The sequence below is a fragment of the Vibrio penaeicida genome, from assembly GCF_030689305.1.
Classification (GTDB): Bacteria; Pseudomonadota; Gammaproteobacteria; order Enterobacterales; family Vibrionaceae; genus Vibrio; species Vibrio penaeicida_B.
The window spans coordinates 347,663-373,180 of the sequence record NZ_JAUYVM010000001.1; the positions used below are offsets into that span (position 1 = coordinate 347,663).

General features: G+C 42.8%; 25 protein-coding genes. 7 read left to right on the top strand and 18 right to left on the bottom strand.

What is annotated here, in order from left to right:
- Positions 1–5: 5 nt before the first annotated feature.
- Entirely contained in the window at positions 6–3,077 is a 3,072-nt protein-coding gene (locus Q8W40_RS01515) for an error-prone DNA polymerase (RefSeq protein ID WP_305395581.1), read from the top strand.
- Between the two features lie 150 nt (positions 3,078–3,227).
- On the opposite strand, the gene Q8W40_RS01520 is transcribed toward Q8W40_RS01515, so the two are convergent.
- Together Q8W40_RS01520 and Q8W40_RS01525 are read right to left on the bottom strand one after the other, a co-directional pair.
- Positions 3,228–3,887 carry a DUF2057 family protein gene (locus Q8W40_RS01520; RefSeq protein ID WP_305395582.1) on the bottom strand — a complete coding sequence of 220 codons (660 nt, stop codon included), beginning with the start codon at positions 3,885–3,887 and terminating at the stop codon, positions 3,228–3,230.
- Positions 3,888–4,022: 135 nt separating this feature from the next.
- On the bottom strand, positions 4,023–4,982 hold the full coding sequence (locus Q8W40_RS01525) for a porin (RefSeq protein WP_305395583.1): 960 nt from the start codon (positions 4,980–4,982) through the stop codon (positions 4,023–4,025).
- 514 nt (positions 4,983–5,496) lie between these two features.
- On the opposite strand from Q8W40_RS01525, the gene dinG reads away from it, so the two are divergent.
- Genes dinG through rsmS form a run of 4 tightly spaced genes read left to right on the top strand, consistent with a single transcriptional unit; the run spans position 5,497 to position 9,091 of the window.
- Positions 5,497–7,572: an ATP-dependent DNA helicase DinG gene (dinG, locus tag Q8W40_RS01530; protein WP_305395584.1), complete on the top strand. Its 2,076-nt coding sequence runs from the start codon at positions 5,497–5,499 to the stop codon at positions 7,570–7,572.
- Positions 7,573–7,593: 21 nt separating this feature from the next.
- Positions 7,594–8,373 (top strand): sulfite exporter TauE/SafE family protein, encoded by a 780-nt coding sequence (locus tag Q8W40_RS01535; protein ID WP_305395585.1) that lies wholly within the window; start codon positions 7,594–7,596, stop codon positions 8,371–8,373.
- The gene (locus Q8W40_RS01540) at positions 8,370–8,921 is read left to right on the top strand and encodes a primosomal replication protein (protein WP_101112055.1); all 552 of its coding nucleotides are present in this window, start codon (positions 8,370–8,372) and stop codon (positions 8,919–8,921) included. Before Q8W40_RS01535 ends, Q8W40_RS01540 begins: the two co-directional genes overlap by 4 nt.
- Positions 8,918–9,091 (top strand): pleiotropic regulatory protein RsmS, encoded by a 174-nt coding sequence (gene rsmS, locus Q8W40_RS01545; RefSeq protein ID WP_305395586.1) that lies wholly within the window; start codon positions 8,918–8,920, stop codon positions 9,089–9,091. Before Q8W40_RS01540 ends, rsmS begins: the two co-directional genes overlap by 4 nt.
- 109 nt (positions 9,092–9,200) lie before the next feature.
- On the opposite strand, the gene Q8W40_RS01550 is transcribed toward rsmS, so the two are convergent.
- The 9 genes from Q8W40_RS01550 to htpX form a co-directional block, all read right to left on the bottom strand.
- Positions 9,201–9,716: a DUF3833 domain-containing protein gene (locus Q8W40_RS01550; RefSeq protein ID WP_305395587.1), complete on the bottom strand. Its 516-nt coding sequence runs from the start codon at positions 9,714–9,716 to the stop codon at positions 9,201–9,203.
- A complete protein-coding gene (locus Q8W40_RS01555; RefSeq protein WP_305395588.1) occupies positions 9,713–10,264 on the bottom strand; it encodes a chalcone isomerase family protein in 552 nt (183 codons plus the stop codon). The genes Q8W40_RS01550 and Q8W40_RS01555 overlap by 4 nt, the downstream gene beginning before the upstream one ends.
- Positions 10,261–10,785 carry a DUF2878 domain-containing protein gene (locus Q8W40_RS01560; RefSeq protein ID WP_305395589.1) on the bottom strand — a complete coding sequence of 175 codons (525 nt, stop codon included), beginning with the start codon at positions 10,783–10,785 and terminating at the stop codon, positions 10,261–10,263. The genes Q8W40_RS01555 and Q8W40_RS01560 overlap by 4 nt, the downstream gene beginning before the upstream one ends.
- Before the next feature lie 19 nt (positions 10,786–10,804).
- Positions 10,805–12,034: an SAM-dependent methyltransferase gene (locus tag Q8W40_RS01565; RefSeq protein ID WP_305395590.1), complete on the bottom strand. Its 1,230-nt coding sequence runs from the start codon at positions 12,032–12,034 to the stop codon at positions 10,805–10,807.
- Positions 12,028–12,786 carry a DUF1365 domain-containing protein gene (locus Q8W40_RS01570; protein WP_305395591.1) on the bottom strand — a complete coding sequence of 253 codons (759 nt, stop codon included), beginning with the start codon at positions 12,784–12,786 and terminating at the stop codon, positions 12,028–12,030. The genes Q8W40_RS01565 and Q8W40_RS01570 overlap by 7 nt, the downstream gene beginning before the upstream one ends.
- On the bottom strand, positions 12,783–14,060 hold the full coding sequence (locus Q8W40_RS01575; protein ID WP_305395592.1) for an NAD(P)/FAD-dependent oxidoreductase: 1,278 nt from the start codon (positions 14,058–14,060) through the stop codon (positions 12,783–12,785). Before Q8W40_RS01575 ends, Q8W40_RS01570 begins: the two co-directional genes overlap by 4 nt.
- Positions 14,061–14,076: 16 nt before the next feature.
- Positions 14,077–14,811: an SDR family NAD(P)-dependent oxidoreductase gene (locus Q8W40_RS01580; RefSeq protein WP_305395593.1), complete on the bottom strand. Its 735-nt coding sequence runs from the start codon at positions 14,809–14,811 to the stop codon at positions 14,077–14,079.
- On the bottom strand, positions 14,808–15,227 hold the full coding sequence (locus Q8W40_RS01585) for a nuclear transport factor 2 family protein (RefSeq protein WP_305395594.1): 420 nt from the start codon (positions 15,225–15,227) through the stop codon (positions 14,808–14,810). The genes Q8W40_RS01580 and Q8W40_RS01585 overlap by 4 nt, the downstream gene beginning before the upstream one ends.
- 216 nt (positions 15,228–15,443) lie before the next feature.
- Positions 15,444–16,310 (bottom strand): protease HtpX, encoded by an 867-nt coding sequence (gene htpX / locus Q8W40_RS01590; RefSeq protein WP_305395595.1) that lies wholly within the window; start codon positions 16,308–16,310, stop codon positions 15,444–15,446.
- 361 nt (positions 16,311–16,671) lie between these two features.
- Here htpX and Q8W40_RS01595 point away from each other — a divergent pair, with 361 nt between their 5' ends.
- Entirely contained in the window at positions 16,672–16,839 is a 168-nt protein-coding gene (locus tag Q8W40_RS01595; RefSeq protein ID WP_190335658.1) for a hypothetical protein, read from the top strand.
- A 46-nt stretch (positions 16,840–16,885) separates the two neighbouring features.
- Here the strand turns inward: Q8W40_RS01595 and bioD are convergent, their stop codons facing one another.
- Genes bioD through bioB form a run of 4 tightly spaced genes read right to left on the bottom strand, consistent with a single transcriptional unit; the run spans position 16,886 to position 20,556 of the window.
- Positions 16,886–17,566 carry a dethiobiotin synthase gene (bioD, locus tag Q8W40_RS01600; RefSeq protein ID WP_305395596.1) on the bottom strand — a complete coding sequence of 227 codons (681 nt, stop codon included), beginning with the start codon at positions 17,564–17,566 and terminating at the stop codon, positions 16,886–16,888.
- Complete coding sequence (bioC, locus tag Q8W40_RS01605; protein ID WP_305395597.1) at positions 17,560–18,366, bottom strand: malonyl-ACP O-methyltransferase BioC; 807 nt, start codon at positions 18,364–18,366, stop codon at positions 17,560–17,562. Before bioC ends, bioD begins: the two co-directional genes overlap by 7 nt.
- The gene (bioF, locus tag Q8W40_RS01610; protein ID WP_305395598.1) at positions 18,363–19,520 is read right to left on the bottom strand and encodes an 8-amino-7-oxononanoate synthase; all 1,158 of its coding nucleotides are present in this window, start codon (positions 19,518–19,520) and stop codon (positions 18,363–18,365) included. The genes bioC and bioF overlap by 4 nt, the downstream gene beginning before the upstream one ends.
- Complete coding sequence (bioB, locus tag Q8W40_RS01615; protein WP_104399350.1) at positions 19,504–20,556, bottom strand: biotin synthase BioB; 1,053 nt, start codon at positions 20,554–20,556, stop codon at positions 19,504–19,506. The genes bioF and bioB overlap by 17 nt, the downstream gene beginning before the upstream one ends.
- Before the next feature lie 137 nt (positions 20,557–20,693).
- Here bioB and bioA point away from each other — a divergent pair, with 137 nt between their 5' ends.
- Positions 20,694–21,971: an adenosylmethionine--8-amino-7-oxononanoate transaminase gene (bioA, locus tag Q8W40_RS01620; RefSeq protein WP_305395599.1), complete on the top strand. Its 1,278-nt coding sequence runs from the start codon at positions 20,694–20,696 to the stop codon at positions 21,969–21,971.
- Between the two features lie 131 nt (positions 21,972–22,102).
- On the opposite strand, the gene serS is transcribed toward bioA, so the two are convergent.
- The 3 genes from serS to lolA all read right to left on the bottom strand — a co-directional run bounded on the left by serS (position 22,103) and on the right by lolA (position 25,453).
- A complete protein-coding gene (serS, locus tag Q8W40_RS01625) occupies positions 22,103–23,410 on the bottom strand; it encodes a serine--tRNA ligase (protein ID WP_305395600.1) in 1,308 nt (435 codons plus the stop codon).
- 91 nt (positions 23,411–23,501) lie between these two features.
- Complete coding sequence (locus Q8W40_RS01630; protein ID WP_305395601.1) at positions 23,502–24,848, bottom strand: replication-associated recombination protein A; 1,347 nt, start codon at positions 24,846–24,848, stop codon at positions 23,502–23,504.
- Entirely contained in the window at positions 24,848–25,453 is a 606-nt protein-coding gene (gene lolA, locus Q8W40_RS01635; protein ID WP_305395602.1) for an outer membrane lipoprotein chaperone LolA, read from the bottom strand. Before lolA ends, Q8W40_RS01630 begins: the two co-directional genes overlap by 1 nt.
- Between the last annotated feature and the right edge of the window lie 65 nt (positions 25,454–25,518).

Here is a 25,518-nt window from a genome sequence, read left to right on the forward strand (position 1 = left end):
TTCTTATGGGTTATACCGAATTGTTTTGCCAAACGAATTTCTCCTTCTTAGAGGGTGCCTCTCATCCAGAAGAGTTAGTCGTTCAAGCTGATTTCTTACAATATTCAGGGATTGCCATTACCGATGAATGTTCTGTTGCTGGTGTAGTACGAGCTTATAAAGCGATACAAGTTGAAGAGTTACAACTGAAACTCATTGTTGGCTCATTATTTCGAATGGGGGATGAGCTTGAATTAATCCTGCTATCCACAAATAGACAGGGGTATGGTGAGTTATGCCGAATTATATCAAATGCACGAAGACGTAGTCCTAAAGGGGAATACAGTTTATCCGAATGGGATATCATGTCAGCAAAACATTGTTTGATTATCTGGCTACCAACCCATAAAGATTGTGACTACCATTGGGCAAAATGGTTAACGAAACACCACTCTCAAAGATTATGGATAGGTCTACAACGCCATCTCCAACACGATGACCATGCGTTCATACAGCACTGCGAACACCTTAGCGCTTTATACCATATTCCGATAACGGCTTGTGGTGGTGTTCTCATGCATAATGCAGCTAGGCTCCCTTTACAGCATACTTTGACCGCGATTAAGCATGGTAGGAACGTTAGCAACGCTGGTCGATTACTCCAAAGCAATTGTGAGCATTCACTTCGATCGAAAGAAAAGCTTCAAAGAATCTTCAAGAAAGAGTGGTATGTTGAAACCGAACGTATTCTCTCGCGTTGTCGTTTCGACTTAGGCTCTCTTCAATACGAATACCCAAGTGAACTGGTTCCAAATGGGTATACGGCAATAGCTTATCTAAAAGAGCAAGTAAAAGCAGGCAGCAAACGCCGCTTTCCTCAAGGCATCCCACCCAATATACAAAAACTTATAGATAAAGAATTGGCTTTAATTGAAGAGTTAAATTACCCATTTTACTTCCTAACCATCTATGACATTGTCATGTTTGCCAAACGAAAGAAAATTCTATACCAAGGTAGGGGGTCTGCCGCCAATTCTGTTGTTTGTTACTGCCTAGAAATCACAGCGGTCGATCCTCGGCAAATATCAGTGCTTTTTGAAAGATTCATCAGTAGAGAGCGTAATGAGCCACCCGATATCGATGTCGATTTTGAACATGAACGACGCGAAGAAGTGATTCAATATATTTATCAGAAATATGGTCGCAGTCGCGCTGCTCTCTCAGCTACCGTCATCACCTACCGATTTAAAAGCGCGGTGAGAGAAGTGGGTAAAGCTTTAGGGATCTCAGTAGAGCAACTCGAGTTCTTTATAAAGAATGTGAATAGGCGAGATAAAGAATCGAACTGGCAAGCGCAAATAGTCGAGCTAGGTCTCGACCCTGACGCTTATCAAGGGCAGCTTTTCATTCAATTGGTCAATGAGATACTTGGGTTCCCGCGTCACCTTTCTCAGCATGTCGGCGGTTTTGTCATCTCATCAGGTCCTTTATATGAATTGGTTCCTGTTGAGAATGCAGCAATGGACGAACGCACGGTCATCCAATGGGATAAGGATGACCTTGAAAGCTTGGGACTGCTCAAAGTCGATGTTTTAGCGTTAGGGATGCTAACGGCAATTCGTAAGTGCTTCAAAACGGTCCAATCTTTCCATAACATCGAGTTGAGCATTGCGGATATTACTCGAAAGCAAGATGATCCTAATGTTTATAACATGATTCAAAAAGCCGACACCATCGGTGTGTTTCAAATAGAATCTCGCGCTCAAATGAGCATGTTGCCAAGGTTACGCCCCAAGAACTATTATGACTTAGTCATTCAAATCGCCATCGTCCGCCCAGGTCCAATACAAGGCGACATGGTTCATCCATTCCTCAAGCGACGTAATGGCATTGAAGAAGTCACCTACCCATCGGAAGCCGTCAAAGATGTTCTATCAAGAACAATGGGTGTACCCATATTTCAGGAGCAAGTGATCAAACTTGCGATGGTTGCAGCTGGTTTTTCAGGAGGAGAAGCTGACAAACTTCGAAGAGCAATGGCCTCGTGGAAAAAAAGTGGCCAATTGATGCAGTTCCGTTCCAAACTCATCAATGGCATGCTAGAGAGAGGTTACCAAGAAGAGTTCGCGAAAAGACTCTTTGACCAAATATGTGGATTTGGTGAGTATGGTTTTCCTGAAAGCCACTCTGCTTCTTTCGCAGTCCTTGCGTACGTCTCATCTTGGCTAAAATATTACTATCCCGAAGCTTTCTATACGGCACTAATGAACAGCCACCCTATGGGGTTTTACAGTGTCTCTCAGCTAGTCCAAGATGCTCGAAGGCATGGGATTAATGTAAAACCAATTTGTGTGAATCACTCAGGCTACGACCATTTAGTAGTAAGAAATAACGATAGTTTTCATATTCGATTAGGGATGAGGCTAATCAAAGGACTAAAAAAAGAGACCGCAGAAAGAATCACTCACCGCCGCCCTCATTCAGGCTATCAACACACTTCAGATTTGAAAAGTATAGGAATCGAACGTAAAGATTTAGAAACTCTCGCCTCTGCAGATGCACTAAAATCATTTGCTGGTAATCGTTTCTCCGCACGTTGGAAGATAATGGATGGTGCTGATGACCTCCCCTTGTTTCATTCACAGAAAGAGCAAGATAGTCACTACTTTTATCAGCCTGACGATTTCAGTACCTTAACAGAAGACTACGCCGCTACAGGGCTTTCTTTAAACCAGCACCCTGTCACATTGTTAACCAATGCAGGTATGCTGCCGAAATTCACGCGGATGCAAGAGCTCTCTAATAAGCCGCATAAATCTCTGATCACTGTGATTGGCTTAGTGACAGGCAGACAATCTCCCGGCACAGCCGCCGGAGTCACATTTTTTACGTTAGAGGACGACACTGGAAATGTGAATGTCGTTGTATGGGGGGCAACAGCAAGAGCCCAAAAACAAGCTTACCTTACGGCAAAGATACTAAAGGTAAAAGGGATTCTAGAACGAGAAGGGGAAGTTATACATGTAATTGCTGGAAAACTGACTGACATGACCAACCACTTATCCAAATTAAAAACACAATCAAGAGACTTTCATTAACATCAGCTTTGGATAAGAACAGCATAACCCATTGGATTAAATGAAAACTGTACTTCATGCCCTATCCAGTAAGAGGTTAATTCGTACGAATGAAACGAGAAGACTTAAAAAGCAAGAAAGCGGCAATGGCCGCTCTCATTATATAATTCTTTATTCTTGGTCAATCATCCATTTACGAAAAGCCTTACGCTCCTCTTTGGACGCTTTCAAGTACCAAGCTTGCAATTGCTCTAACGTCTGAGGTTTTTCCCCTTGAGCCGCTTTAGCAACTGATTTTTGAGACTTAGAGACTGGAGCTGCTTTTGCCGTCGCAGCCACTGCAGTAGTTGTCGCTGAAAATGAAATGCCCTGACTGATATTGTACTCTTCTACTAATTCCTCAATACCTGAATACGGAAAAGTTCCAGTCCTACCTTTAAGCTTTACACTCGTATAGGCAATTTTTGAACCATCAGATTCAATTTTCCACTCCGGTACTCCGCGAAAGACATTTTCTGCATGAATTTTACTGTAAACCTTTGGGGGAGAGACCCGAACGTCATTCTTATCACCATCAAAAGTGATGATATAAGGGGCAGAAGTAAAGCGGTTATTACCACTACCACGCCCGACGTCCATATCCATACGAACAACAATCTGATTAAAACCCTCTTGAATGCGCGTTGGTTTGATTTTGCTTTCCGTTTCTTCGCCGTTTACAAGTAAAATAGACAGACCTTTTGATGGGACAACATTCGCAGCAAAAGAGGAAAAAGAAGAAAAAGCCAAGATAGAAGAAAGCGCAAAGATAGATATTCTAATAAAATTCATACACCACCAAACCAACACAAATAAATTCACTAACAGATTATAACTTTAAGAATTACAATAATAAATTTAATTACGAATAAAACAAAAGCCACCTCTAAGAGATGGCTTTAAAATCTGTCTAGCTATATAGATAGCTTAGAAAGAAGCTTTGATACCAACACCGTAGCCAACTTCACTAGAATCTGCATTGTCGCCACCGATCTCTACGTAAGCTGTAGTAGATGGAGCAATACCGTAGCCTGCGTTAACAAACCAAGTGTTTAGGTCATCTTTGCCATCTGCATCGTATTGAGTGATGCTAAAGCCACCTGCGAATTTCCATGCATCCATAGAGTAATCAGCTGCAACTGCAAATGAGTTATCAGTGCTCTTGTCACCAGCTAGTGGAGTTGAGCTAACAGAGTAGTAACCAGCTTCAAGACCAACGTTGTCGATACCGCTGTAACGAGCTTCTAGAGCAGCGAGAGATTGCTTGTCTTTAGTAGCGTGACCTTTGAATTTCGCTTGACCAAAGAAACCAGTGAAGTCGAAATCAGCTACACGGTAACCCAATTTTAGGTCAACCAAGCTACCATCTTCACCAAGACCTTTGTTGTTGTGCTTGTCTTGCATAAGACCGAAGCCAAAGTAGAAAGCGCCTTTGTCTAGGTCGTAACGAATTGCTTCGTCACCAGATACGTCCGTAGCATCAACAAAAGAAGTAACACCGAATAGGTAGTCAGAACCAACGCCAGCGTCATCAAGTTGAGTAGCTAGTTTACCAACTTTTAGAGTACCTAGTTGATCGTTGTAGAAACCTACGTATGCGTCGCCGTAACCAGCTTTACCTTCCGCTTTGTCACCATCGATAGCAGAGAATTCCCAGTAGAAACCTACTTGAGTTGCATCATTTACTGCATAACGAGTGTCAAAACCGAAATCAGCATCATCAATTTCTTGCTGAAGCTCAGCGCCGTCTGTTTTAGCTTTTTTATAACGAACTTCCATGTCACCTTTAAGGTTAACAGTAACGCCGTCTTTGTTGTAAAGTTCGATACCAGCGTTTGCAGAACCTGCAACCGCCATAACTGCTAGAGCTACTAGAGTCTTTTTCATAATAATCCACTGCCTTTTCTTAGCTGGGAATTCCTTTTCGGTTCCCTTATTTAGTTTTATTAGAGTCGATTCTCGAGCATTTGCTTAAGGCACAACTCCTCTAAATTTCGATGTTAAGATTGCAGAAGAATCCGCTACATGTCAAATGACTAAAAAAATAAAAATAAAAAATCGTAAATAAATAAAATTCAATGACTTACATTGACAACATAAACTTTTAGAGTGAAATCACATCGCATTTTCATAGAAAATCTTTTCCTGTTGTTTTTATTTTTTCAGCACAAAAAATTAATAAACACAGATTAATACGCCAAATTAAGTCAATAACTCTATCGAACAGGGTTTCTTGATATTATTATCTATACTTTTTATCGACTTTACCTAACCCCATGATCGTTCAATTTTTTTTTGTGATTGAGATCTAGATTTACCTAAAAAGCACGCCATTCTGACGAAAACACATGCAACAACAGGATTGTGCTACAATCTCGCGCGGTTAAATCAGAGGCAGAAAATGCTTAATACAACGATTCAAAAGTCCATTCGCAGCAGCTATAGTAATCTGCAAAATCATTTAGAAAACTTTATACCAAGGCGCGCACAAAACTATCTCGTATCAGAGATTGCTCGCACATTGGCAGGGCAGTATCACAAATCAAATAGAATGCTTGTTGCCGAAGCTGGAACAGGAATCGGTAAGTCTTTAGCGTATTTAATGAGTGCCATTCCTTTTGCCTCTTTTAGTAAGAAGAAGGTAGTGATCTCTACTGCGACAGTTGCGCTACAAGAACAACTTGTTCACAAAGACCTCCCTCTATTTCGTAGAATTAGCGATGTTCCGTTTTCATTTGCATTAGCAAAAGGTCGGCAAAGATATTGCTGTGCTGAAAAACTAGCCATAGCAAGTGGAAGCTCAGATCAACAAATCGCTATTTTTGAAAGCAAACCATCGAGCAGCGATATAGAAACGTTGCAGCAAATGTACTCTCAATTGAGTTCAAATAAATGGGATGGGGAGCGAGACTCATGGGCAACCCCTATATCAGATGTTTTATGGTCACGTATTGTCAGCGACAAACACAGCTGCAATGCAACATTACCTTCTCACCGCGACTGCCCTTTTCAAAAAGCACGCTCTCAGTTAGATAAAGTCGACGTTATTATCGCAAACCACAGCTTAGTCATGGCCGATGCTGAATTAGGAGGCGGAGTTATCCTTCCGGAGCCTGAACAGACTATTTTTGTCTTTGATGAAGCCCACCACCTCCCTAAAGTGGCACGTGATCATTCATCTGCTTCGGCAAGCTTAAAAGGAGTGGCGTCTTGGTTAGAGAAATTAAATTCACAATCTGCAAAGCTGTGCTCCCTAGCCGATGACAAGCGAGTAAGTCGATTTAGAAATGAGCTTCAAGACTCGATACAACACCTAATTCCTAGCCTCAACCAACTGGCGAAACAATTCGACCCTTCACTATTTGTCGAAAAAAGTTACCGTTTTGAGCACGGTGAGCTGCCAACATGGCTAGAAAATGAATCTCAGGAACTTAAGAAAGCGAGCAAAAAGGGCGCACAAGCTCTAGCTAAGATTGCCGATTTAATTTCCGAGCGTGTAAAAGAAGGAGAGTTATCAAATCGTTTAGCTGAACCCGCATTGGCTGAGATTGGGTTCTTCTTACAAAGATACGAAAATTTGTCGAAGGTATGGCATTTAATGGCAGAGCCCACAAGAGAGAAAGGTGCACCATTAGCTCGATGGGTCGAAACCTCGGATGAGCGAGAGGGTGACTTTATTATATCGGTATCTCCGTTAGAGGTAGGTTGGCAACTAGACCAACTATTATGGAGTCGCTGTGCGGGTGCTGTTTTGGTCTCTGCGACGATAAGAGCGCTCAACTCCTTTTCATTTTTCTGCCGCCAGACGGGTATCAGCGAGAAAAAGGAAGATGGCACACAATTTCTTGCACTCGCCTCTCCTTTTGATTACCAAAATCAGGGTGAGCTCTACATACCTAAAATTAAATTCGAGCCACAAGCCAGCGAGTTTACCGATTGTTTAATTGAAACTCTTCCCTCCTATATAGAAGAGGGAAAGGCCAACTTGGTTTTGTTTGCCTCTTATTGGCAAATGAATAAAGTAGAGCAAGGCATAGAGAAGCTCGCAAAGAAAAATAAATGGATGCTACAAGTTCAAGGCGAAACCTCGCGCAACGAGATCCTCAAGAAACATAAATTTTACTGCAGTAAGAAAAAAACCAGCATACTCTTTGGAACAGGGAGTTTTTCGGAAGGGTTAGACTTACCTGGTGAGTTATTAGAAAACCTCATTATTACTAAAATTCCTTTCGCAGTTCCCACATCTCCAGTAGAAGAAGCTCATGCAGAGTATATAGAGAGAAAAGGAGGGAACCCATTTCTCCAAATTTCTGTGCCAGAAGCCAGTAAAAAGCTGATTCAATCTGTCGGTAGATTGCTGCGTAAGGAAAGAGATTCTGGTAGAGTCGTCATCCTAGACAGGCGACTCGTCACAAAGCGTTATGGCAAGTCTTTAATAGACTCATTGCCTCCATTCAAAAGGCGTATCGATTATTAATAACAAATAATAAGCAATCATATGGAATTTATAGAACCAACAATGTTGGTTGTTCTCGCACTTGTGGCATTTCTTGCAGGATTTATTGATGCGGTAGCTGGTGGCGGCGGAATGCTCACTGTCCCCGCATTACTATCAATAGGTTTGCCTCCGCATATTGCCTTAGGAACGAATAAACTCGCAGCAACCTTTGCCTCCTCAACGGCCGCTCTCACATACTATAAGAAGCGGTTGTTTAAGCCAGAATGTTGGAAGAAGGCATTCATAGGTACACTCATAGGTGCGACCATAGGAACCTTTGCCGTCGACGCCATCAGCACTGAGTGGTTGGAGAAAGTTCTGCCTCTTGTTATTTTAATCACAGCTCTATACACGATCTTCCACAAACCAGTGAAAGCATCAAATAATGCGGTACCAGAGCCATGCCCTAGCCTTACGAAAAAACAATGGCTACAAAGCCTAACTTTAGGTTTCTATGATGGAGTAGCAGGCCCTGGGACGGGTGCGTTTTGGACAGTAAGCAGTATGGCTTTATACAAAATGAACATTCTACTGGCTTCCGGTTTAGCCAAAGCCATGAACTTCACCAGTAATTTTACCTCTTTAGTTATGTTTGCTTTCTTAGGGCACATTAATTGGGTATTAGGTCTTACGATGGGTGTATGCTTAATGGTAGGTGCTTACGTAGGCGCTCATTCAGCTATCAAATTTGGAGCAAAATTCATTCGCCCTGTTTTTGTCACTGTCGTGGTTGTACTTGCTGGTAAACTGGCGTTTGATGCTTGGTTTGTAACTCTATGAAGAATTTCAGTTCCCTGAAAGAAAACATTGCTCAGTTAAGCCTTCAAGCGGCACAACTTGACCGCCAACGAGGCGAGCATCATCAGGCGCTTTTTGATGAGCGACTTTTCCACTGCAAAGCGCGTTTATTGGTTCCTTGTGTCCAAGAGCTTGAATCCACCTTTCAATCCATTATCAGAGAACAAGAAAGTGGCAGGTTAACACCTTTAAGAGCGGAGCATTTAACGGCTCAAATGGTAGCACAGCTCGAAGCCATACAGCGAGAGCTGTCGACACAAACGATCAGGAAAAGTGAAATCAAGCATTCGAGCCATTTTCAGAAGCCAATCAACCAGCTCTATCAAGAAATGGCACAACACCAAGAATGGGAGCGTCGGCTAAAGGAGCTCGTCGTCGAAAAGTCCAATGCGCTTGAGTCGGCTCCCGCATATATGCAGAGTCAGGCTCAACAAACGCTGGTAGCTGCAGAGCAGCGCCTTAAACGCTGCCAAGAATCCAAGCTAAAGATTGAAAACCAAATTACCTATAGAGAGCGTAATCAAGTATGACTCATTCCAACTCTTCTCCATTAGATACGGCACCAGACGAAATCAAGCTGGCTGTTGATCTCATCTACTTGTTGGAGTCTAACGAAGTGGATATTGAAACCGCTCTAGCGGCACTAGAGATTGTGAAGTCCGACCTACAAAAAAAACATTTAACTAAAGACAGCCAATAACGAATGAATCAAATCGCTTTTTTAAAAGTCATGTCGAACTTTTGAGATAAAAGAACAGTTTGGAGTCCACGGCTTTTATACAGAGAGCGGTCATTTATGAAAGAGATGGTTATTTTTGAAAAAATATCGTCACTTCAGCGACTTCTAACCCGAGTTTACGTATCGAGGTTCGGTTGAAAACATGACGTTCATCTTGACGATAGAGCCAATCGTCGAAATGTACTTCTAACTCAGAACCATCTACTTTAAGCAAAAAATCATATTTCCATTGCAAAGCATTGCCAACCTGAATCCCGACGGCTTGCCCAATAATATCGTCTGCTTTGCCTGTAAACTGACCGTCCTCTTGGCGCTCAATGGTCCAAATACGTTGATCTTTTTCGCCGTCATCAAAAATAAAATCTTCTACTAACACCAACGTATTCCCATTGACTTCTCCTGAAAGATCAACAGAAAATCGTCGGGTTTGTTTTTTTGTGTAATCTTGAATCATTCCCCAAGCTTTGGTGTTACCTTGAAAGTAACCAAACAAATCAAAATCTGGCGTTGCTTGGCGATATTCTTCAACATCAGCTGTGCAAGCACTGAGCAAAGCGGCAAGCCAAAGTGTTAGGAGTGTTCTCATCTAATTTTTCCCAATAATTGTCTGCGATGTTTTGGATATTCTGTGTCAGGTGAAAACCAAATGGATAAGAAGGCATCATTTAACTGTTCGTTTGTAATGTCTCCTAAATGCGTCGTTTGATTGGCGGAATCATAGAAGATAAATTGCCCTTTCTCACCGTCTGAAATGTACACCAATCGCTCACCCTTGCTCACATCCGGTAAAATATCCGATAGTGTTAAAATCCAGTTCTGTTGCTGCTCTGCGCTGTAGCCTAGATGTTCCCATTGCTCTTGAGTTGCATCGAGCAACTGCTGCTTAGGGATATCTCTCATGTAATTAATGAGCAATGCCATCGGGTGAGGGGAAACATCCGTACTTTCTTCATATACTCCACTGGGTGTTTTAAGTTCTGATTTATAAATATCAAAAAAAAGCCAACTCAAACTCGATTTTCCGACTGTTTTCCAACCATCCCAGTTCTGATCGTCTTGAGAATTTGGAGTAGAGCCTTGAGCATTTGCCGTCATCAACAAACTTAAAACTAGAAATCCGATGTACTTATTCATAACTTCCCCCAGCGAGAGCTTAGTAATGTGGTTACAAAATAAGCGAGCAAAAACCATTCCAAAAACAAAACTGCAAGTGTCAAAGGAACGCCAAATATCCACTCCACAGCACCAAGCCTGTGCCCAGCAAAATAACTAAGTCCACCAGATACAGACACCAAAGTTAATACGAGATAGCGAGGCGTACGGTTCACTATGGCGCTCATTTGAACAGCGTACCAACCAAATAAACCCCATAGTAAAAGTAACCAAACCGGAAATGCATCGATAGAGAAGGTAAACAAGCCCGTTTGCCAGTTAAGAAAGTCAATGACAATACCAACAGAGCTAATTGCAATAACTAGCTTAAGTTTTTGGGCTTCTTCGTAGATACAATAAACCAAAGTTATGAGGCTGCCAGATATCAGCCATAAGAGTGTGTCTTCTCGCCCTATCACCGCAAAAAACCAAAGTATCTGAAACCACAAACTACTCAGGAGTACAGCCCCATTACTTTTATCGAACAAAGACTTAAGCATCATCTGTCGACTCACTCGTTACTTATCGAACTTTGTGAAAAGTTAAGTGAACAGTACTGATGGTATTGGCAAGAAATCCACCTTCACAATAGCTCATGTAATAGCGCCACATACGTACAAATCGTTCGTCATAACCCAGCTGAATAACTTTTGAATAGGATTGGTTAAATGCGTAATGCCAGTCAGAAAGAGTACGGGCATAATCTTGCCCTATGTCATATAAGTCTCTGATCACAAATTGACTGTTATTCGTCATTTGATCCATAAGGTGCGTCACAGACGGCAAGAATCCGCCAGGGAAGATGTATTTTTGAATGAAGTCGACTTCTTTACTGTATTTATCAAATCTTTGGTCAGCAATGGTGATGGCTTGAATCGCGAGTAACCCGTCCGGCTTTAATAGCGAATAACACTTATCTATATAAGAAGATAGGTACTGTTTACCTACCGCCTCTATCATCTCTATAGAGACAACCTTATCGAACTCGCCTTCAAGTAAACGATAGTCTCGCTTGAGAAGCGTTATTTGGTCGTTTAGCCCTGCTTCAGCGATGGACGTTTTAGCATATTGATATTGCTCTTCAGAAATCGTCGTAGTTGTAACACGGCAACCATATTGAGAAGCCATATATATTGCCATCCCGCCCCAACCAGTACCGATCTCTAACACATGGTCATTTTCATTTAACTGAAGCTGCTTGCAAAGCCTGTCCATCTTATTGATTTGCGCCACAGCTAACGAATCATCTTTCGTTTTGTATACACCAGAGGAGTACAGCATGTTTTCATCAAGAAACAGCTTATAAAGATCGTTCCCTAAGTCATAGTGCGCTTCTATATTCTCTTTTGACTGCGACAAGGAGTTGCGATTCAGCCAATGCGAAAATTGTAAGGCTAGCTTTTGAATCCAACTCACTTTGCTATCAACAGCATCTAACGTGTCGAGGTTCTCAGCCATAATGCGCGTTACTGTTGTCAAATTAGGGCTGTCCCACCAACCATCCATATACGCTTCGGCTCCTGCAATGCTGCCACCTTTTAGAAGCCTCTCGTAAAACTTAGGTTCATGAATTTCTATAACAGCGTGTAAATCAGACAATCCGTCACCAAACTCCACCCGCTCACCAAAGCTTTCAGTGATTGTTATATGACCCGTCGTTAATTGAGAAAGCATTCTAAAAATCAATGTACGATAAGCTTGTTGACGAACACTAAGTACACCTTCAGACGCATATGAACGGCTATTTAGCATGAGGGTGTCTCCTTCTTTTTGTTATTTGGATGAGAATAAAATTTTGCACCTTTAACCCACAATTTAAGGGCATGCCAATAAATACCGATTACGATTTTTAATGCCATAATGGGGGTTTTCAGTAGGTATCTAATCAGAGTCATTCTGCTCAGAGGTATAGCATTCATTGCCATAGAAGCATCAAATACTTTTTCTTCCTGATGGCACTCCAGATGAATCATTAACTTTTTATCTAGAGGTTTGAGTGACCATACATATTCTTGGTCAATGGGATTAAAAGGAGATACATGGAATTCTTTGTCATGACGCCAATTTTCCCTTTCACTACCAGCGTTAGAATCGATCGCATAATAGTGGCATTCATTCCATGGCGTATTACTCACCTCCGCGAGCAAATATTTCCAATTTCCTGCCTCGTCATACAAGTAGTAAAAGTTTACTGGACTAAAATACAAACCGAAGTAACGCAAATGACAAACCGCTTTTACCTTACCCTTCAGCCTAACACCTGTAAGTTCAAACACTTTGTTCTGAACTGCCAGCTTTAGATCTCCAGTCCCTACGTAGTCTTCTCTTCGAAATCGCGCCCAATGCCACGCCTTGTCTCCGAAACCAATAAGTTTTTCTTTTAGAACATCGATCTCATCTAGATCTAAGCAAGGCATAAAAAGGGGATATCTCAGGCTATGTTTTATTGGAGAAAATCGCCTATGAGTCACTTCACCATCTAGCATACAACTAGAGAAAATCATGCAACCTCCTTCTTTGAGGCAGAGTTCAGCAACCGAATACCTTCAACGACGTCCAGAGCGCTTCGAACCCCATCTTCGTGGAACCCGTTGTACCAATATGCTCCGCAGTACCAAGTAGAATTGAATCCATCAATACTGGATTTTTGCTTTTGAGCAATATGGGAATCTTGAGTAAAAACAGGGTGATGATAGGTAAATGTTCTAAGAATTTTATTTGAATCAATCTTATCGTTTGAATTTAACGAAACACAGAATGTCTTGTCACTTTCTATGTGTTGCAAGATATTCATATTATAGGTTAATGAAGGAAGTGCCTCTTGTTCACCTTTTTGACCTGAAAGCAAATAATTCCATGAAGCCCATGCCGCTTCGCTTTTCGGTAACAGGGCTGTGTCTGTGTGCAGTGTAACCTCGTTTGCCTGATATTCCATTTTAGAAAGCAGGTTATGTTCCATCTCACTCGGGTCTTGAAGCATTCTTAAAGCTTGGTCGCTATGACAAGCAAAAATGACCGCATCAAAGTGCTCGGTTCCAAAGGAAGATTGAATAAGAACACCGTCATGTTTTCGTTCGACTGATTTTACTGGGCAATTCAAGCGTATCTTTTCTTTGAATCCTTTGGTCAAGGGATCAATATACGCTTTAGATCCGCCATCAATCACATACCACTGAGGGCGATCTACAATATCGAGTAATCCATGATTCAAAAAGAAGTTAAGGAAGAATGGTAAAGGGAAACCACGCATATCCGCCAACGTGGATGACCAAATTGCAGCCCCCATAGGAAGAATATAATTGTCAGAGAAATAATCGCTAAATCGATGCTGGCGAAGGAAGTCGCCTAGTGTCAGTTCTCCATTATGAGGTTGAATAGCCGCTTCTTTAGCGAGTTTATTAAAACGCAATATTTCATAGATAAACCGATAAAACCGCGGGTTCAGGAAGTTTCGTTTTTGGGCAAACAACGTCGATAAGGTATGTCCGTTGTACTCTAAACCGCTACTCTGGTTACTCACGCTAAAACTCATTTGAGTCGGTGTGCCAGTGACCCCAATTTCGTTCATCATTTCAATAAAATTAGGATAAGTCCTGTCGTTATAAACGATAAAGCCCGTATCAACGGAATAGGATTGGTTTTCTATGCTTACGTCTACAGTAGCAGTGTGCCCACCGATATAATCATTTGCTTCAAAAACCGTAATGTCATGCTCTTGGTGAAGGTAGTAACCGCATGTTAATCCAGATATACCTGATCCTATTATTGCTATTTTCATGATTTGTCCTTCAACCTTAAGCCGTAGTAACCCATTTAGAGATGAACAAGCGCTGCCATGAATACGGCAAAGCCCCTATTAACCTCAAAAACATCGTGAATCGACGTGGAAAATAAATATTTTCTTTACGCAAGTGAATACCTGCGCGAATGCGCTTTGACGCATTTTCAACACTGACTTTCATCGGCATTGGAAAATCGTTTTTGTCCGTTAAAGGCGTTTCAACAAATCCTGGAAAAACCATCGAAACGTCAACGCCATTTTGTTTCATCGGTAACGCAAGGCTTCTCGCCAAATAATTAATTGCTGCTTTAGATGCGCCATAAGCTTCTGCTCTTGGCAGTGCCACCTCGCTCGCGATGGAGCCCACGATAACTAAATGATCATCTTGAATAATTTGAGATTGAGACGCTTCAATGCAATTCACAACGCCCATTACGTTGACGTTTAATACTCGCTGGAACAGTTCTGCGTCGATTTCTCCATTATCAATATACTCACAACTGCCAGCATTCATTATCCAAATAGAAGGCTTGGGGGTAAGATCTGACAACGCCGCTTTTGCCTGTTCAAGATCAGTAACATCGAATTGCAGCGTTTGGATGTTGTTAGAAAAAGCTTCCAAACTGGCGAGGCTTTCATGATTACGACCACACGCCCAGACTTTAAAACCGCTCGACGCATAATCTTTGGCAAGCTGATGCCCTATTCCAGATGTCGCCCCTGTGATCAACACTACCTGCTGGCTCATTGCCCTAGCCCCGCTTTTATTTTCCTAACAACCGCACCTAATACAGGAATCTGTTCGTAAAGCATTGAGCCCAAGTCGAAATAATCTCGGTGGTAAACAACTTTGTTATCTTCAAAAGAAATCTGACTGACCCCATCAACCTCAACTGGGTTTGAACGATTTAGCTTTGGGTGTCTCAGCAACATTGTCCAAACGATAAATCCCGTCCCACCCGCCTGATAGTGGTTGTGGATCTGAAATTCGCATTGATCAACATTTGCAAAGAGGTTTTCGAAATAATCATAAAGAGCCTCGTTACCCTCTAAACGATGAGCAGGGTCTTCGAATACGACATTTGGATGGTATAGGTCTCTTACCGATTCCAAATTATGTTTACTTAATGAACGGTAAAAATCCGCCACTTGACCAATATCCATCTTTACCTCGCTAATGACACCCATTGCGTTGTACAAAATATTTTTTTGTACATGTTCAATATAGCTGTAAAAGTTGTACAAATATAATTTTGTATAACTTTTTTGTATTCAGGTTTGTTTACGATGAGAAAATGAAAATGGATCACAAACAAAAAAGGCCCAGTAAAAACTGGACCTTTTCGTCATATATTCAATAGGTTCTAGAACATTTAGCCCCTAGCTTTGGCGTAACGCATCGATACGCTTATCTAACGGTGGATGGCTCATCATAAGCTGTGAGATTGAGCTTTTACCATTGATACCAAAAGCCATCATTGAGCCTTCTAACTTTGATTCATGGCTAACTTTTAACCGCTCCAATGCTGCAATCATCTTATGTTTGCCGACAAGTTGCGCTGCCCCCGCATCCGCATAGAACTCTCGACGACGGCTGTACCACATTGTGATAAAGCTTGCCAAAAAGCCAAACACCAAGTCCAACACCATAGACACGACAAAATACGTAATAGTGTTCGAACCGCCCTCTCCTTCCTCGTCATTATTCGAAGCCACAATATTGGCAATAAAACGGGATAAGAAGATAACAAACGTATTCACAACACCTTGCATTAGCGTCATGGTTACCATATCACCATTCGCAATATGGCTTACTTCGTGCGCTAACACCGCTTCAGCTTCATCACGCGTCATACTATGAAGCAGCCCAGTTGAAACAGCGACAAGCGAGTCATTCCGCTTAGCACCTGTTGCAAATGCATTGATGTCTGCGGAATCATAAATCGCAACTTGCGGCATACCAATACCCGCTTGTTGTGATTGACGTTGAACCGTTTCCAACAACCAATGCTCAGTTTCGTTACGTGGACTCTCAATGACTTGACCGCCTACTGAACGTAGGGCAATTTTTTTAGACATCAACAGCGAAATAAAGGAACCACCAAAACCAAATATGGCTGCCATTACAAGCAGACCAGACAGGCTACCAGGTGCGATTCCAGTTACAGCATAAACAATGTTCAATACAATACTCAGCACCAAAATTACGGCTAAATTGGTTGCCAAGAACAACATCACTCGCTTCATTTGTTTTCTCCAATAGGAAGCTTAACTTTTTCTAACTCTTCGGTTAGTCATATTCTAAGGCATTATGGTTAATGATTGAGAGCTAACCCAACGAACCATTACACCTAAGAATGTAACATATACATATAGTCTTAAATTTTAAAAACAAGGTTAAGAGCAAAATTGCAACATTTGATGTCTAAAAGGGTTCATATGTAAATAGATGACCATCTTCTGAAACATCAAGGCGTTAAAGCTCACTGTTCCGATCTCTTAAAAAGCATTAGACCATAGTCTTATTGCTGTCAGTCACCACAAGTTCTAGAGTGTTGGGGTCGGAAAAGCGGTTCCCAAATACATAATATCCACGGAGAATGGAAACATGAATGACAACGGAAATTTTCAGATGGCTATTGATATGCTTTGCTGCCACTTAGGCTTGACTGAAGATGAAGCGAGAGAACAATTAGGTTTGAAATCTGATACTCAACTTCAGCAGCAAATTACGGATACTCAGCAAGCGTTGATGGGTCTATCTGCTGAAAAGTAGTAATGTATTGTTAAAGAAACGGCTGCGAAATTCGCAGCCGTTTTTTTCATTCAATTAAGGGCGATACGTTAATGTATTTGCCTATATTTCTTCGCTTAGGTCCGGGAACATAAGGAATTTCTCCGAGTTTTGGTGCTGGTAGCTTATCTTCTAGCATTTTAATGATTTCGGCATAATGCTCCGTTCCTGGATTAATGCGATTGGCAACCCAGCCCACCAACTCTAAGCCATCATGTTTTATCACTTCAGCAGTAAGCATGGCATGGCTCAAACAACCGAGCTTAATACCAACAACCAAAACAACGGGTAACTTTTCTTGCTGCACCCAAGTAGACAAACAATCAGAATCCGATACTGGTACGCGCCAGCCGCCCGCACCCTCTACCAGAACAACCTCTGCATTTTCTTTATGCTGATTCAGTTTCTGGCTCAGCACACGATAGTCAATCTCCAAGTTATCGTGCTTAGCCGCAATATGTGGCGACGCTGGTATATACATTGCGAAAGGATTCACGTCATCATAATCAACGCTTACGCTACTCGCTTCCTGTAGGTGCAATGCATCTGAGTTTCTTTTCCCATGTTCGGTAATTTCACAACCAGAAGCGATAGGCTTGTACCCAATAGTCGATAGTCCTTTCTCATTTAAAGCTTGAAGAATGGCTTTAGAAGCAACAGTCTTCCCTACTTCGGTGTCCGTACCGGCGATAAAAAATGCATTCAGCATGCTGAAATCTCTCCTAAACAAACTTGATAAGTTGCAGGTATTAAACCTTGAGGGGCATGTAATTGTCGGTAAGCTTTGTCCACACGAATAAGCTTGGACTTCGTGACTAACCCTTCGGCACGACCGTCTACATGGCTCGCGCCTATCCCCTTTAGGTCTTTCATCAGCTCCAGAGCGGAGCGGTACCTCAAAGTGATAGGAAATGAGTCTATTTGATGAGTACTGCACCCTGCTTGCGCTAACGCAAGTTTTACCTGTTTACCTGTCAAAAATTCATTGACATGTTGATATGCATCAACTTTAAACCAAGCGTTTTTCAACTCAAGTAAAGAACCATCTAGTAAGGTAGAAAAGTATGCTCGCCCACCGTGGTTTAATACACGACGGATTTCTCGAAGTGGTAAAGACAAGTCCTCGCACCATTGAAGCGCTAAGCTTGAAAATACGAAATCAAAGCTGGCGTCTGAAAACGGCAGAGCATCTGCATCCACAAGTTCACATTTTACATCCAGTTGTTCACAACGTGATGCGGTCGCTCGTAACATAGCGTCAGACAGATCTGCAGCAATAACTTTAGCCCCTCGCAATGCGAGAAGTTTTGCAAAATATCCTGTCCCACAACCTAAGTCGAGAACCTTTGTTCCAGTAAGATCTGAGGGCATTCTTTCTAAAATATGTTGACCAACCTGACGCTGAAACTCAGCATGTTGGTCGTATGTACTGGCAGCACGACTAAACGATTCGGAAATCGCCTTTTTGTCGGCTTGAGAATGAGAGATGAATACTGCTTGCTCTATCATGTACGACTCGCTACTACCTGTTTAACTTTGCTTGCCATTTCTATCACATCTTTCTTACTGTGATTCGCTGTTAACGTAATTCGAAGCCTTGCTTGCCCATTAGGTACAGTGGGTGGACGAATTGCGGTTAACCAATAACCTTGCTCTCTGAGAGAACTTGCGCATTCAAGAGCCGAATCAGAATCACCACAAATAAAAGGTTTTATCGGTGTTTCTGTGTGAATGAACCCAGGAACCTCAGAAAGCACTTCATCATATATACCGGACAATTCAGTTAATTTGTCTCTGCGCCACTGCTGCTCTCGCATCATATCTATAGAATGAGTTAATGCGTGCGCTTGAGATGGCGGCATTGCTGTGGAGTAAACATGATGCCGTGCAAACTGGGTTAGATAATCGCCTAATTCGTGATCACACAAAACAGCTGCGCCAGATAGCCCTGCCCCTTTTCCGAAAGTCACCACCAAAATATCGGAGTGAACCCCAGCAGCATTACAGCTACCTTGCCCTTCAGTACCCAAAACTCCAATGCCGTGTGCATCATCCACCATAAATAGGTTATTTGAAGCGGTGGCAATCTGACTAAGGAGAGTAAGTGGTGATTTATCACCATCCATACTGAATACGCCTTCCGTCACGATAAGCGCATTCTCTTTATTGGCGAGTAAGCCTTTGAGGTTATCGGCATCATTGTGTTTGAAACGCTTCATCATCGCAGGGCTGTGCATCCCCGCCTCTATTAACGAAGCGTGATTCAGCTTGTCTTGAAACAGCCAATCACCTTTCTCAAGCAAAGAATACAAAACGGCTTGGTTGGCACTGAATCCGGAGCTGAACAATATAGCTCTGTCAAAATTCAACCAACGGCACAATGATTCTTCCAAACAACGATGTGCAAGAGAGTATCCAGTCACAAGAGGTGAAGCCGCGCTACCCGCACCGTATTTTTCCAAACCATCTTGCCACGCTTTAACCATTGATTTGTCTGTGGCTAAACCTAGATAGTCGTTGCTGGAAAAATTGACATAAGCTTGGTCGCCAAGCTTGAAATGAGCACTGTTACCACCCGATAAAGCCGAGAGGCGACGAGTTAAACCGTTCTCCTCTCTATGCTTCAGTTGGTGCTGGATTCTTTGTCTAAACGCTTGCATCATAGAATAAATCGTCTTTAGCAGGACGTGCAGCAACGCGCTCAACAACCCTGTCTAATAATTCATTCTCTTCGATTTCATCCGGCTTTTGACTAACGGCTTGGCTATTAATACCCAACTTTTTGAACAGCAGCATATCTTTGTCTTCAGAAGGGTTTGGTGTGGTAAGAAGCTTACAACCGTAAAAGACAGAATTCGCACCAGCCATAAAGCAAAGTGTTTGCATTTGTTCATTCATATTCTCACGACCAGCAGATAAACGAACAGCGGACATTGGCATCATAATACGGGCAATCGCAATCAAGCGAATGAAGTCAAACGGGTCGACATCGTCCACACTTTCTAGCGGTGTTCCTTTCACTTTAACCAGCATATTAATTGGCACACTTTCAGGGTGGACAGGTAAGTTCGCTAATTCAACGAGAAGACCTGCTCGATCGTTAACGCTTTCTCCCATGCCTATGATACCGCCAGAGCAGATTTTCATACCTGCATCGCGGACGTGTGAAAGTGTATCTAAGCGGTCTTGGTACGTACGAGTGGTAATAATACTGCCGTAAAATTCTGGAGAGGTATCGAGGTTGTGATTGTAGTAATCCAGCCCCGCGGTTGCCAATTCGTCGGCCTGATCGGGGGTCAACATCCCCAGCGTCATGCAGGTTTCGAGCCCCATGCCTTTCACGCCTTTAATCATTTCTGTCAAATGCGGCATATCGCGAGATTTCGGGTTCTTCCATGCAGCTCCCATACAGAAGCGAGTAGAGCCCGCATTTTTTGCTTTTTTAGCCGCATCCAATACACGCTCTACTTCCATCAAGCGCTCTTTTTCAACGTCTGTCGTGTATCGAGCACTCTGAGGGCAGTATTTACAGTCTTCAGGACACGCACCCGTTTTTATGGAAAGTAATGTGCTTACTTGGACATGATTGTGCTGTTGGTAATGCCTATGAACGATCTGTGCGTCAAACAGTAGGTCCATAAAAGGTTTATCCATAAAGGCTCTGACTTCGGCATGAGTCCAGTTATGACGAACTTCCACGTGCGTATCCTTAATTTTGATTATTGTTAATTGCTACTTGGCTAGTGTACTGACAACCGATAGACTGTCAACATTCCAAACCCACACAGGGTTTACAATTGATTAAAAAATAACCACGCAAGAAGAGAGTATTTGCTATGGATTTAGCCTTCGACCGAGAGCACATCTGGCATCCCTACACATCAACACTGACACCTCTGACCTGCTACCCCATAGTAGGAGCGTGCGGTGTACACCTTGAATTAGAGGGTGGGAATAAGCTAATCGATGGCATGTCGTCTTGGTGGTCGACTATTCATGGATACAATCATCCAGTATTAAATGACGCTGCAAAATCTCAAATTGATAAGATGTCTCATGTGATGTTTGGTGGCATTACGCATGATCCAGCGATTAACCTTTGTAAAAAGCTATTGAATCTAGCACCCAGTAATATGGAGCATGTGTTTCTAGCGGATTCAGGATCAGTCGCTGTTGAAGTTAGCCTAAAAATGGCACTGCAATATTGGCACGCCAAAGGTCAAAATCGCCCTAAGTTCCTCACCCTCAGAAATGGTTACCATGGCGACACATTTGCTGCTATGTCTGTCACCGATCCAGATAATTCCATGCACAGCTTGTATAAAGGTTTCTTGCCAGAACACTTGTTCGCCGACAGTCCGAAGACAGGCTTTTCTGAACCTTGGGACGCCACAGATATCAGTGACTTTGAACTGCAATTAAAAACTCATCACAAAGATATTGCGGCAGTGATCCTCGAGCCAATAGTACAAGGCGCGGGAGGAATGAATATTTATCACCCGCAGTTTCTATCGGGCGTACGTAATCTTTGCGACCAATATGATGTGCTCTTGATTCTAGATGAAATCGCGACGGGGTTTGGGCGGACTGGGAAGATGTTTGCCTGTGAGCACGCAAATGTTCTCCCCGATATTCTATGCGTAGGCAAGGCCATAACGGGTGGATATATGACGTTATCTGCAACGCTAACCTCTAAACACGTCGCAGATACAGTGTGCGGTGGTGAAGCGGGTTGCTTTATGCATGGTCCAACCTTTATGGCGAACCCACTCGCTTGTGCTGTCGCCGATGCCAGCTTAGGGCTGTTAGAAGAGGGAAGCTGGTCGCAACAAGTTTCGACGATTGAAGCTCTGTTTGCCGAAAAGCTACCAATATTAAAGCATCACACACGCGTCAAAAGTGTTCGATGGGTGGGCGCCATAGGCGTCGTTGAAACTCACGAAAATGTTAATATGGAGTCGATTCAGAAGCATTTTGTTGATCACGGTGTTTGGATCCGCCCTTTTATGAACAGAATCTACCTAATGCCTCCGTACATTAGTGAACCAGAGCATATAGAGAAACTGATAGGCGCCATTTCAAGCGCGCTCGATCTAGATAGCTGCTTCAAATGAATTGAAAGCCCGAATTTAAATAATAAGTGCGAATCTGAGTAGCAAGTACAAAAAAAGCTGACACAAAGTCAGCTTTTTCAATTTCATACTCAGGTGGTGTTAACTAGCTAATCAATTGATGAGCGTTGTAATTAACCTATATGAGTCGCACCGTTCATGTACTTCTGAAGCGCAGTAGGGATAGCAATACGACCATCTGATTCTTGGTTGTTTTCCAGAATAGCAACCATTGTGCGACCGACTGCCAAACCTGAACCATTCAATGTATGCACAAGTTCCGGTTTTTTCTCGCCTTTACGACGGAAGCGAGCTTGCATGCGACGCGCTTGGAAATCGGCAGTATTCGAACAAGACGAAATCTCGCGATAGGTTTCTTGCGCCGGAACCCACACTTCTAAATCGTAAGTTTTACGAGCACCAAAGCCCATGTCTCCTGTACATAAGATCACTTTACGATACGGCAGTTCAAGTAGCTGAAGTACTTTTTCAGCGTGACCTGTCAGCTCTTCTAACGCTGCCATTGAATCTTCTGGCTTGGTGATTTGAACTAACTCAACTTTATCAAATTGGTGCATACGAATGAGACCACGAGTATCTCTGCCATAAGAACCTGCTTCTGAACGGAAACACGGTGTGTGCGCCGTCATCTTAATTGGCAAGTCGGCTTCGTCTGTAATGGTATCGCGAACCATATTTGTTACAGGAACTTCTGCCGTAGGAATAAGAGACAATTTGCGAGGTTCTTCATCGTTTACTTTTTCGGTTAACGGTTCTGTATGAAACAGATCTTCACCAAATTTAGGAAGCTGACCAGTACCATATAGGCTGTCGGCATTCACAAGGTATGGGACATACATTTCAGAGTAACCATGCTCGTCGGTATGAAGGTCAAGCATGAATTGCGCAATAGCACGGTGAAGGCGAGCAAACTGCCCCTTCATCACAATAAAACGTGCACCAGTGATTTTGGTCGCACTCGCGAAATCAAGACCGCCACTCAGCTCACCAAGGTCAACGTGATCTTTAACTTCAAAATCGTAAGTTTTTGGTTCGCCCCAACGAGAAATTTCTACGTTGTCGTTTTCATCTTTCCCATCAGGCACAGAATCATCTGGCAAGTTAGGCACTGAAAGCGTGATGTCTTCCAGTTTAGATTGAACGTCAGCCAGCTCAACTTTCTTAGCATCCAGCTCACTACCAAGGTTACCGATCTGTTTTTTAATCTCTTCGGCACCTTCTTTATCACCAGCAGCCATTTTCTGACCGATTTGTTTGGAGATGGAATTGCGTGAGGATTGTAAATTTTCAACTTCTACTTGAATGGACTTACGTTGCTCTTCAAGTTGACGGATTGTCTCTACGTCCAGCTTGAAGCCGCGACGTGCTAATTTTGCAGCTGTTTCATCCAGCTCAGTTCGAAGTAATTTAGAATCCAGCATTGCTAATCCTATGCCTTTTGGTTTGTTTTGAAGACGTAGCAGGCTGTCCTGCTACTGAGAAAATTATCTCGCTAAAGATATCCAAAAAGCGCTACTTTTCATAGCGCTTTTGTGGGCTTTTTGCGTCCAAAGAGGAGAGATAATCTAACTTTTCGCCGATTTTGGTCTCTAAGCCGCGATTTGTCGGAAAATAGTAACGAGTCTCTGCCATTTCAGGGGGGAAATATTGCTCACCTGCTGCATAAGCACCTGGCTCATTATGAGCATAACGGTACTCTTCTCCGTAACCGAGATCTTTCATTAGACTGGTCGGCGCATTGCGTAGGTGAGGGGGAACTTCGTATTCTGGGTGATTTTGCGCATCTCTCAATGCTTGTTTCCAAGCGTTATATACTGCGTTACTTTTGGGTGCACAGGCTAAATACACCACAGCTTGAGCAATGGCTCGCTCACCTTCTGCGGGACCAACTCTAGAGAAACAATCCCAAGCAGATAACGCAACCTGCATCGCCCTTGGATCGGCATTACCAATATCTTCAGATGCAATAGCAAGCAACCGACGCGCAACATACAGTGGATCGCAACCAGCACTGATCATCCTTGCAGCCCAATACAACGCAGCATCCGGGTCAGAACCTCGAATGGATTTATGGAGTGCGGAGATTAAATCGTACCAAATATCGCCTTTGTTATCGAAACGGGCGACCTTTTCCCCTGCGACTTCTGCAAGTAACGCTAATGTGATTTGCTTCTTGTCATCTGTCTCTGTTGCCATATCGAACAACAATTCGAGATAATTAAGCGACATTCGGGCATCACCGTTAACCAATTCAGATAAACGGTCTAACACACCCTCTTCGAACTCTGCTGCCTCTTTACCTAACCCTCTGTCTTCATCAGACAGTGCTTGGTTAAGAACATCGAGAATATCCTCTTCTTTTAACGACGATAGCTTATAAACTCGCGCCCTTGAAAGAAGTGCATTGTTTAGCTCAAAGGAAGGATTTTCGGTTGTCGCACCAATAAAAGTCACTGTGCCATCTTCAATATGGGGTAAAAAAGCATCTTGCTGACTTTTATTGAAGCGGTGTACCTCGTCCACAAACAAGATGGTTTTCCTGCCTGCAACTTTGTTATCACGTGCTTTTTCAATGGCAATACGGATATCTTTAACACCGGAGGTCACCGCAGAAACGCGCTCAACTTCCGCATTAGCATAATTTGCCGCGACTTCAGCCAATGTCGTTTTCCCAGTGCCCGGCGGGCCCCATAAGATCATGGAGTGCAAATGCCCAGCTTCTAAAGCACGACGGAGAGGCTTACCTTCGCCCAGAATATGTTGCTGACCAATATATTGCTCGACGGTTTCTGGGCGCATGCGTGCGGCTAAAGGCCGAAAGTCTTCATCACCAGAAAAGTCGAGCGAATAGTTACTCATTAGTTGCCACGCTCATCATAAACTTCAACACCTTTTGGTGGTGTGAAAGTAAATCTTTCTTTTGCTGGCGTCTTCATACTGATTGAATTAAAAGTAAATTGGCTTGTTTGACCGTCTTGCTCGACAACCGAAAAACCTTCTATTTTACCTTTGGCAGTCACATCAATGATGAATTGCCCTTGTGTGGAATTTTCCGAGACAGGTTCAAGGGTGAACCGGTTATCTTTTTGAGCAACTCGGTAATTATCCCAGTCACTTTGTCTATTTCGTGTGAGCAGAACAAAGGGTGTTTGTCCCGTTGCTTGCTCTTGGTTATAAATGCTCACCTGCTCCAAGAAAGGTTCGTAATACCAAACCACATCACCGTCAGAAACAAGCTCTGTCTCATCTGGTTCTATTGTCGACCAACGAAACATGCTTGGACGTGCGATATCCGCAGTGCCATTTGCTTGCTGAATCACTTCGCCATCAGGCGCTGTCACCGTTTGCGAAAACGCCGCGCTGAACCCGTCTGTTTTACTCAATCGTTCACTTAATTCAGATTTAGGTGATGCCACTGTGGTGGCAGATATACTAAACGTGAACAGAATAAGCCATTTTTTCATTTAAAATCTCTTTAAACTAATACCGATAACGAATTGGACAACGTTTTTTTGTCTCTGTTTCATTG

Coding starts and splice junctions, on each gene's coding strand:
- Q8W40_RS01515 (WP_305395581.1), top strand. CDS start 6: ATGGGTTATACCGAATTGTTTTGCCAAACGAATTTCTCCTTCTTAGAG.
- Q8W40_RS01520 (WP_305395582.1), bottom strand. CDS start 3,887: ATGAATTTTATTAGAATATCTATCTTTGCGCTTTCTTCTATCTTGGCT.
- Q8W40_RS01525 (WP_305395583.1), bottom strand. CDS start 4,982: ATGAAAAAGACTCTAGTAGCTCTAGCAGTTATGGCGGTTGCAGGTTCT.
- dinG (WP_305395584.1), top strand. CDS start 5,497: ATGCTTAATACAACGATTCAAAAGTCCATTCGCAGCAGCTATAGTAAT.
- Q8W40_RS01535 (WP_305395585.1), top strand. CDS start 7,594: ATGGAATTTATAGAACCAACAATGTTGGTTGTTCTCGCACTTGTGGCA.
- Q8W40_RS01540 (WP_101112055.1), top strand. CDS start 8,370: ATGAAGAATTTCAGTTCCCTGAAAGAAAACATTGCTCAGTTAAGCCTT.
- rsmS (WP_305395586.1), top strand. CDS start 8,918: ATGACTCATTCCAACTCTTCTCCATTAGATACGGCACCAGACGAAATC.
- Q8W40_RS01550 (WP_305395587.1), bottom strand. CDS start 9,716: ATGAGAACACTCCTAACACTTTGGCTTGCCGCTTTGCTCAGTGCTTGC.
- Q8W40_RS01555 (WP_305395588.1), bottom strand. CDS start 10,264: ATGAATAAGTACATCGGATTTCTAGTTTTAAGTTTGTTGATGACGGCA.
- Q8W40_RS01560 (WP_305395589.1), bottom strand. CDS start 10,785: ATGATGCTTAAGTCTTTGTTCGATAAAAGTAATGGGGCTGTACTCCTG.
- Q8W40_RS01565 (WP_305395590.1), bottom strand. CDS start 12,034: ATGCTAAATAGCCGTTCATATGCGTCTGAAGGTGTACTTAGTGTTCGT.
- Q8W40_RS01570 (WP_305395591.1), bottom strand. CDS start 12,786: ATGATTTTCTCTAGTTGTATGCTAGATGGTGAAGTGACTCATAGGCGA.
- Q8W40_RS01575 (WP_305395592.1), bottom strand. CDS start 14,060: ATGAAAATAGCAATAATAGGATCAGGTATATCTGGATTAACATGCGGT.
- Q8W40_RS01580 (WP_305395593.1), bottom strand. CDS start 14,811: ATGAGCCAGCAGGTAGTGTTGATCACAGGGGCGACATCTGGAATAGGG.
- Q8W40_RS01585 (WP_305395594.1), bottom strand. CDS start 15,227: ATGGATATTGGTCAAGTGGCGGATTTTTACCGTTCATTAAGTAAACAT.
- htpX (WP_305395595.1), bottom strand. CDS start 16,310: ATGAAGCGAGTGATGTTGTTCTTGGCAACCAATTTAGCCGTAATTTTG.
- Q8W40_RS01595 (WP_190335658.1), top strand. CDS start 16,672: ATGAATGACAACGGAAATTTTCAGATGGCTATTGATATGCTTTGCTGC.
- bioD (WP_305395596.1), bottom strand. CDS start 17,566: ATGCTGAATGCATTTTTTATCGCCGGTACGGACACCGAAGTAGGGAAG.
- bioC (WP_305395597.1), bottom strand. CDS start 18,366: ATGATAGAGCAAGCAGTATTCATCTCTCATTCTCAAGCCGACAAAAAG.
- bioF (WP_305395598.1), bottom strand. CDS start 19,520: ATGATGCAAGCGTTTAGACAAAGAATCCAGCACCAACTGAAGCATAGA.
- bioA (WP_305395599.1), top strand. CDS start 20,694: ATGGATTTAGCCTTCGACCGAGAGCACATCTGGCATCCCTACACATCA.
- serS (WP_305395600.1), bottom strand. CDS start 23,410: ATGCTGGATTCTAAATTACTTCGAACTGAGCTGGATGAAACAGCTGCA.
- Q8W40_RS01630 (WP_305395601.1), bottom strand. CDS start 24,848: ATGAGTAACTATTCGCTCGACTTTTCTGGTGATGAAGACTTTCGGCCT.
- lolA (WP_305395602.1), bottom strand. CDS start 25,453: ATGAAAAAATGGCTTATTCTGTTCACGTTTAGTATATCTGCCACCACA.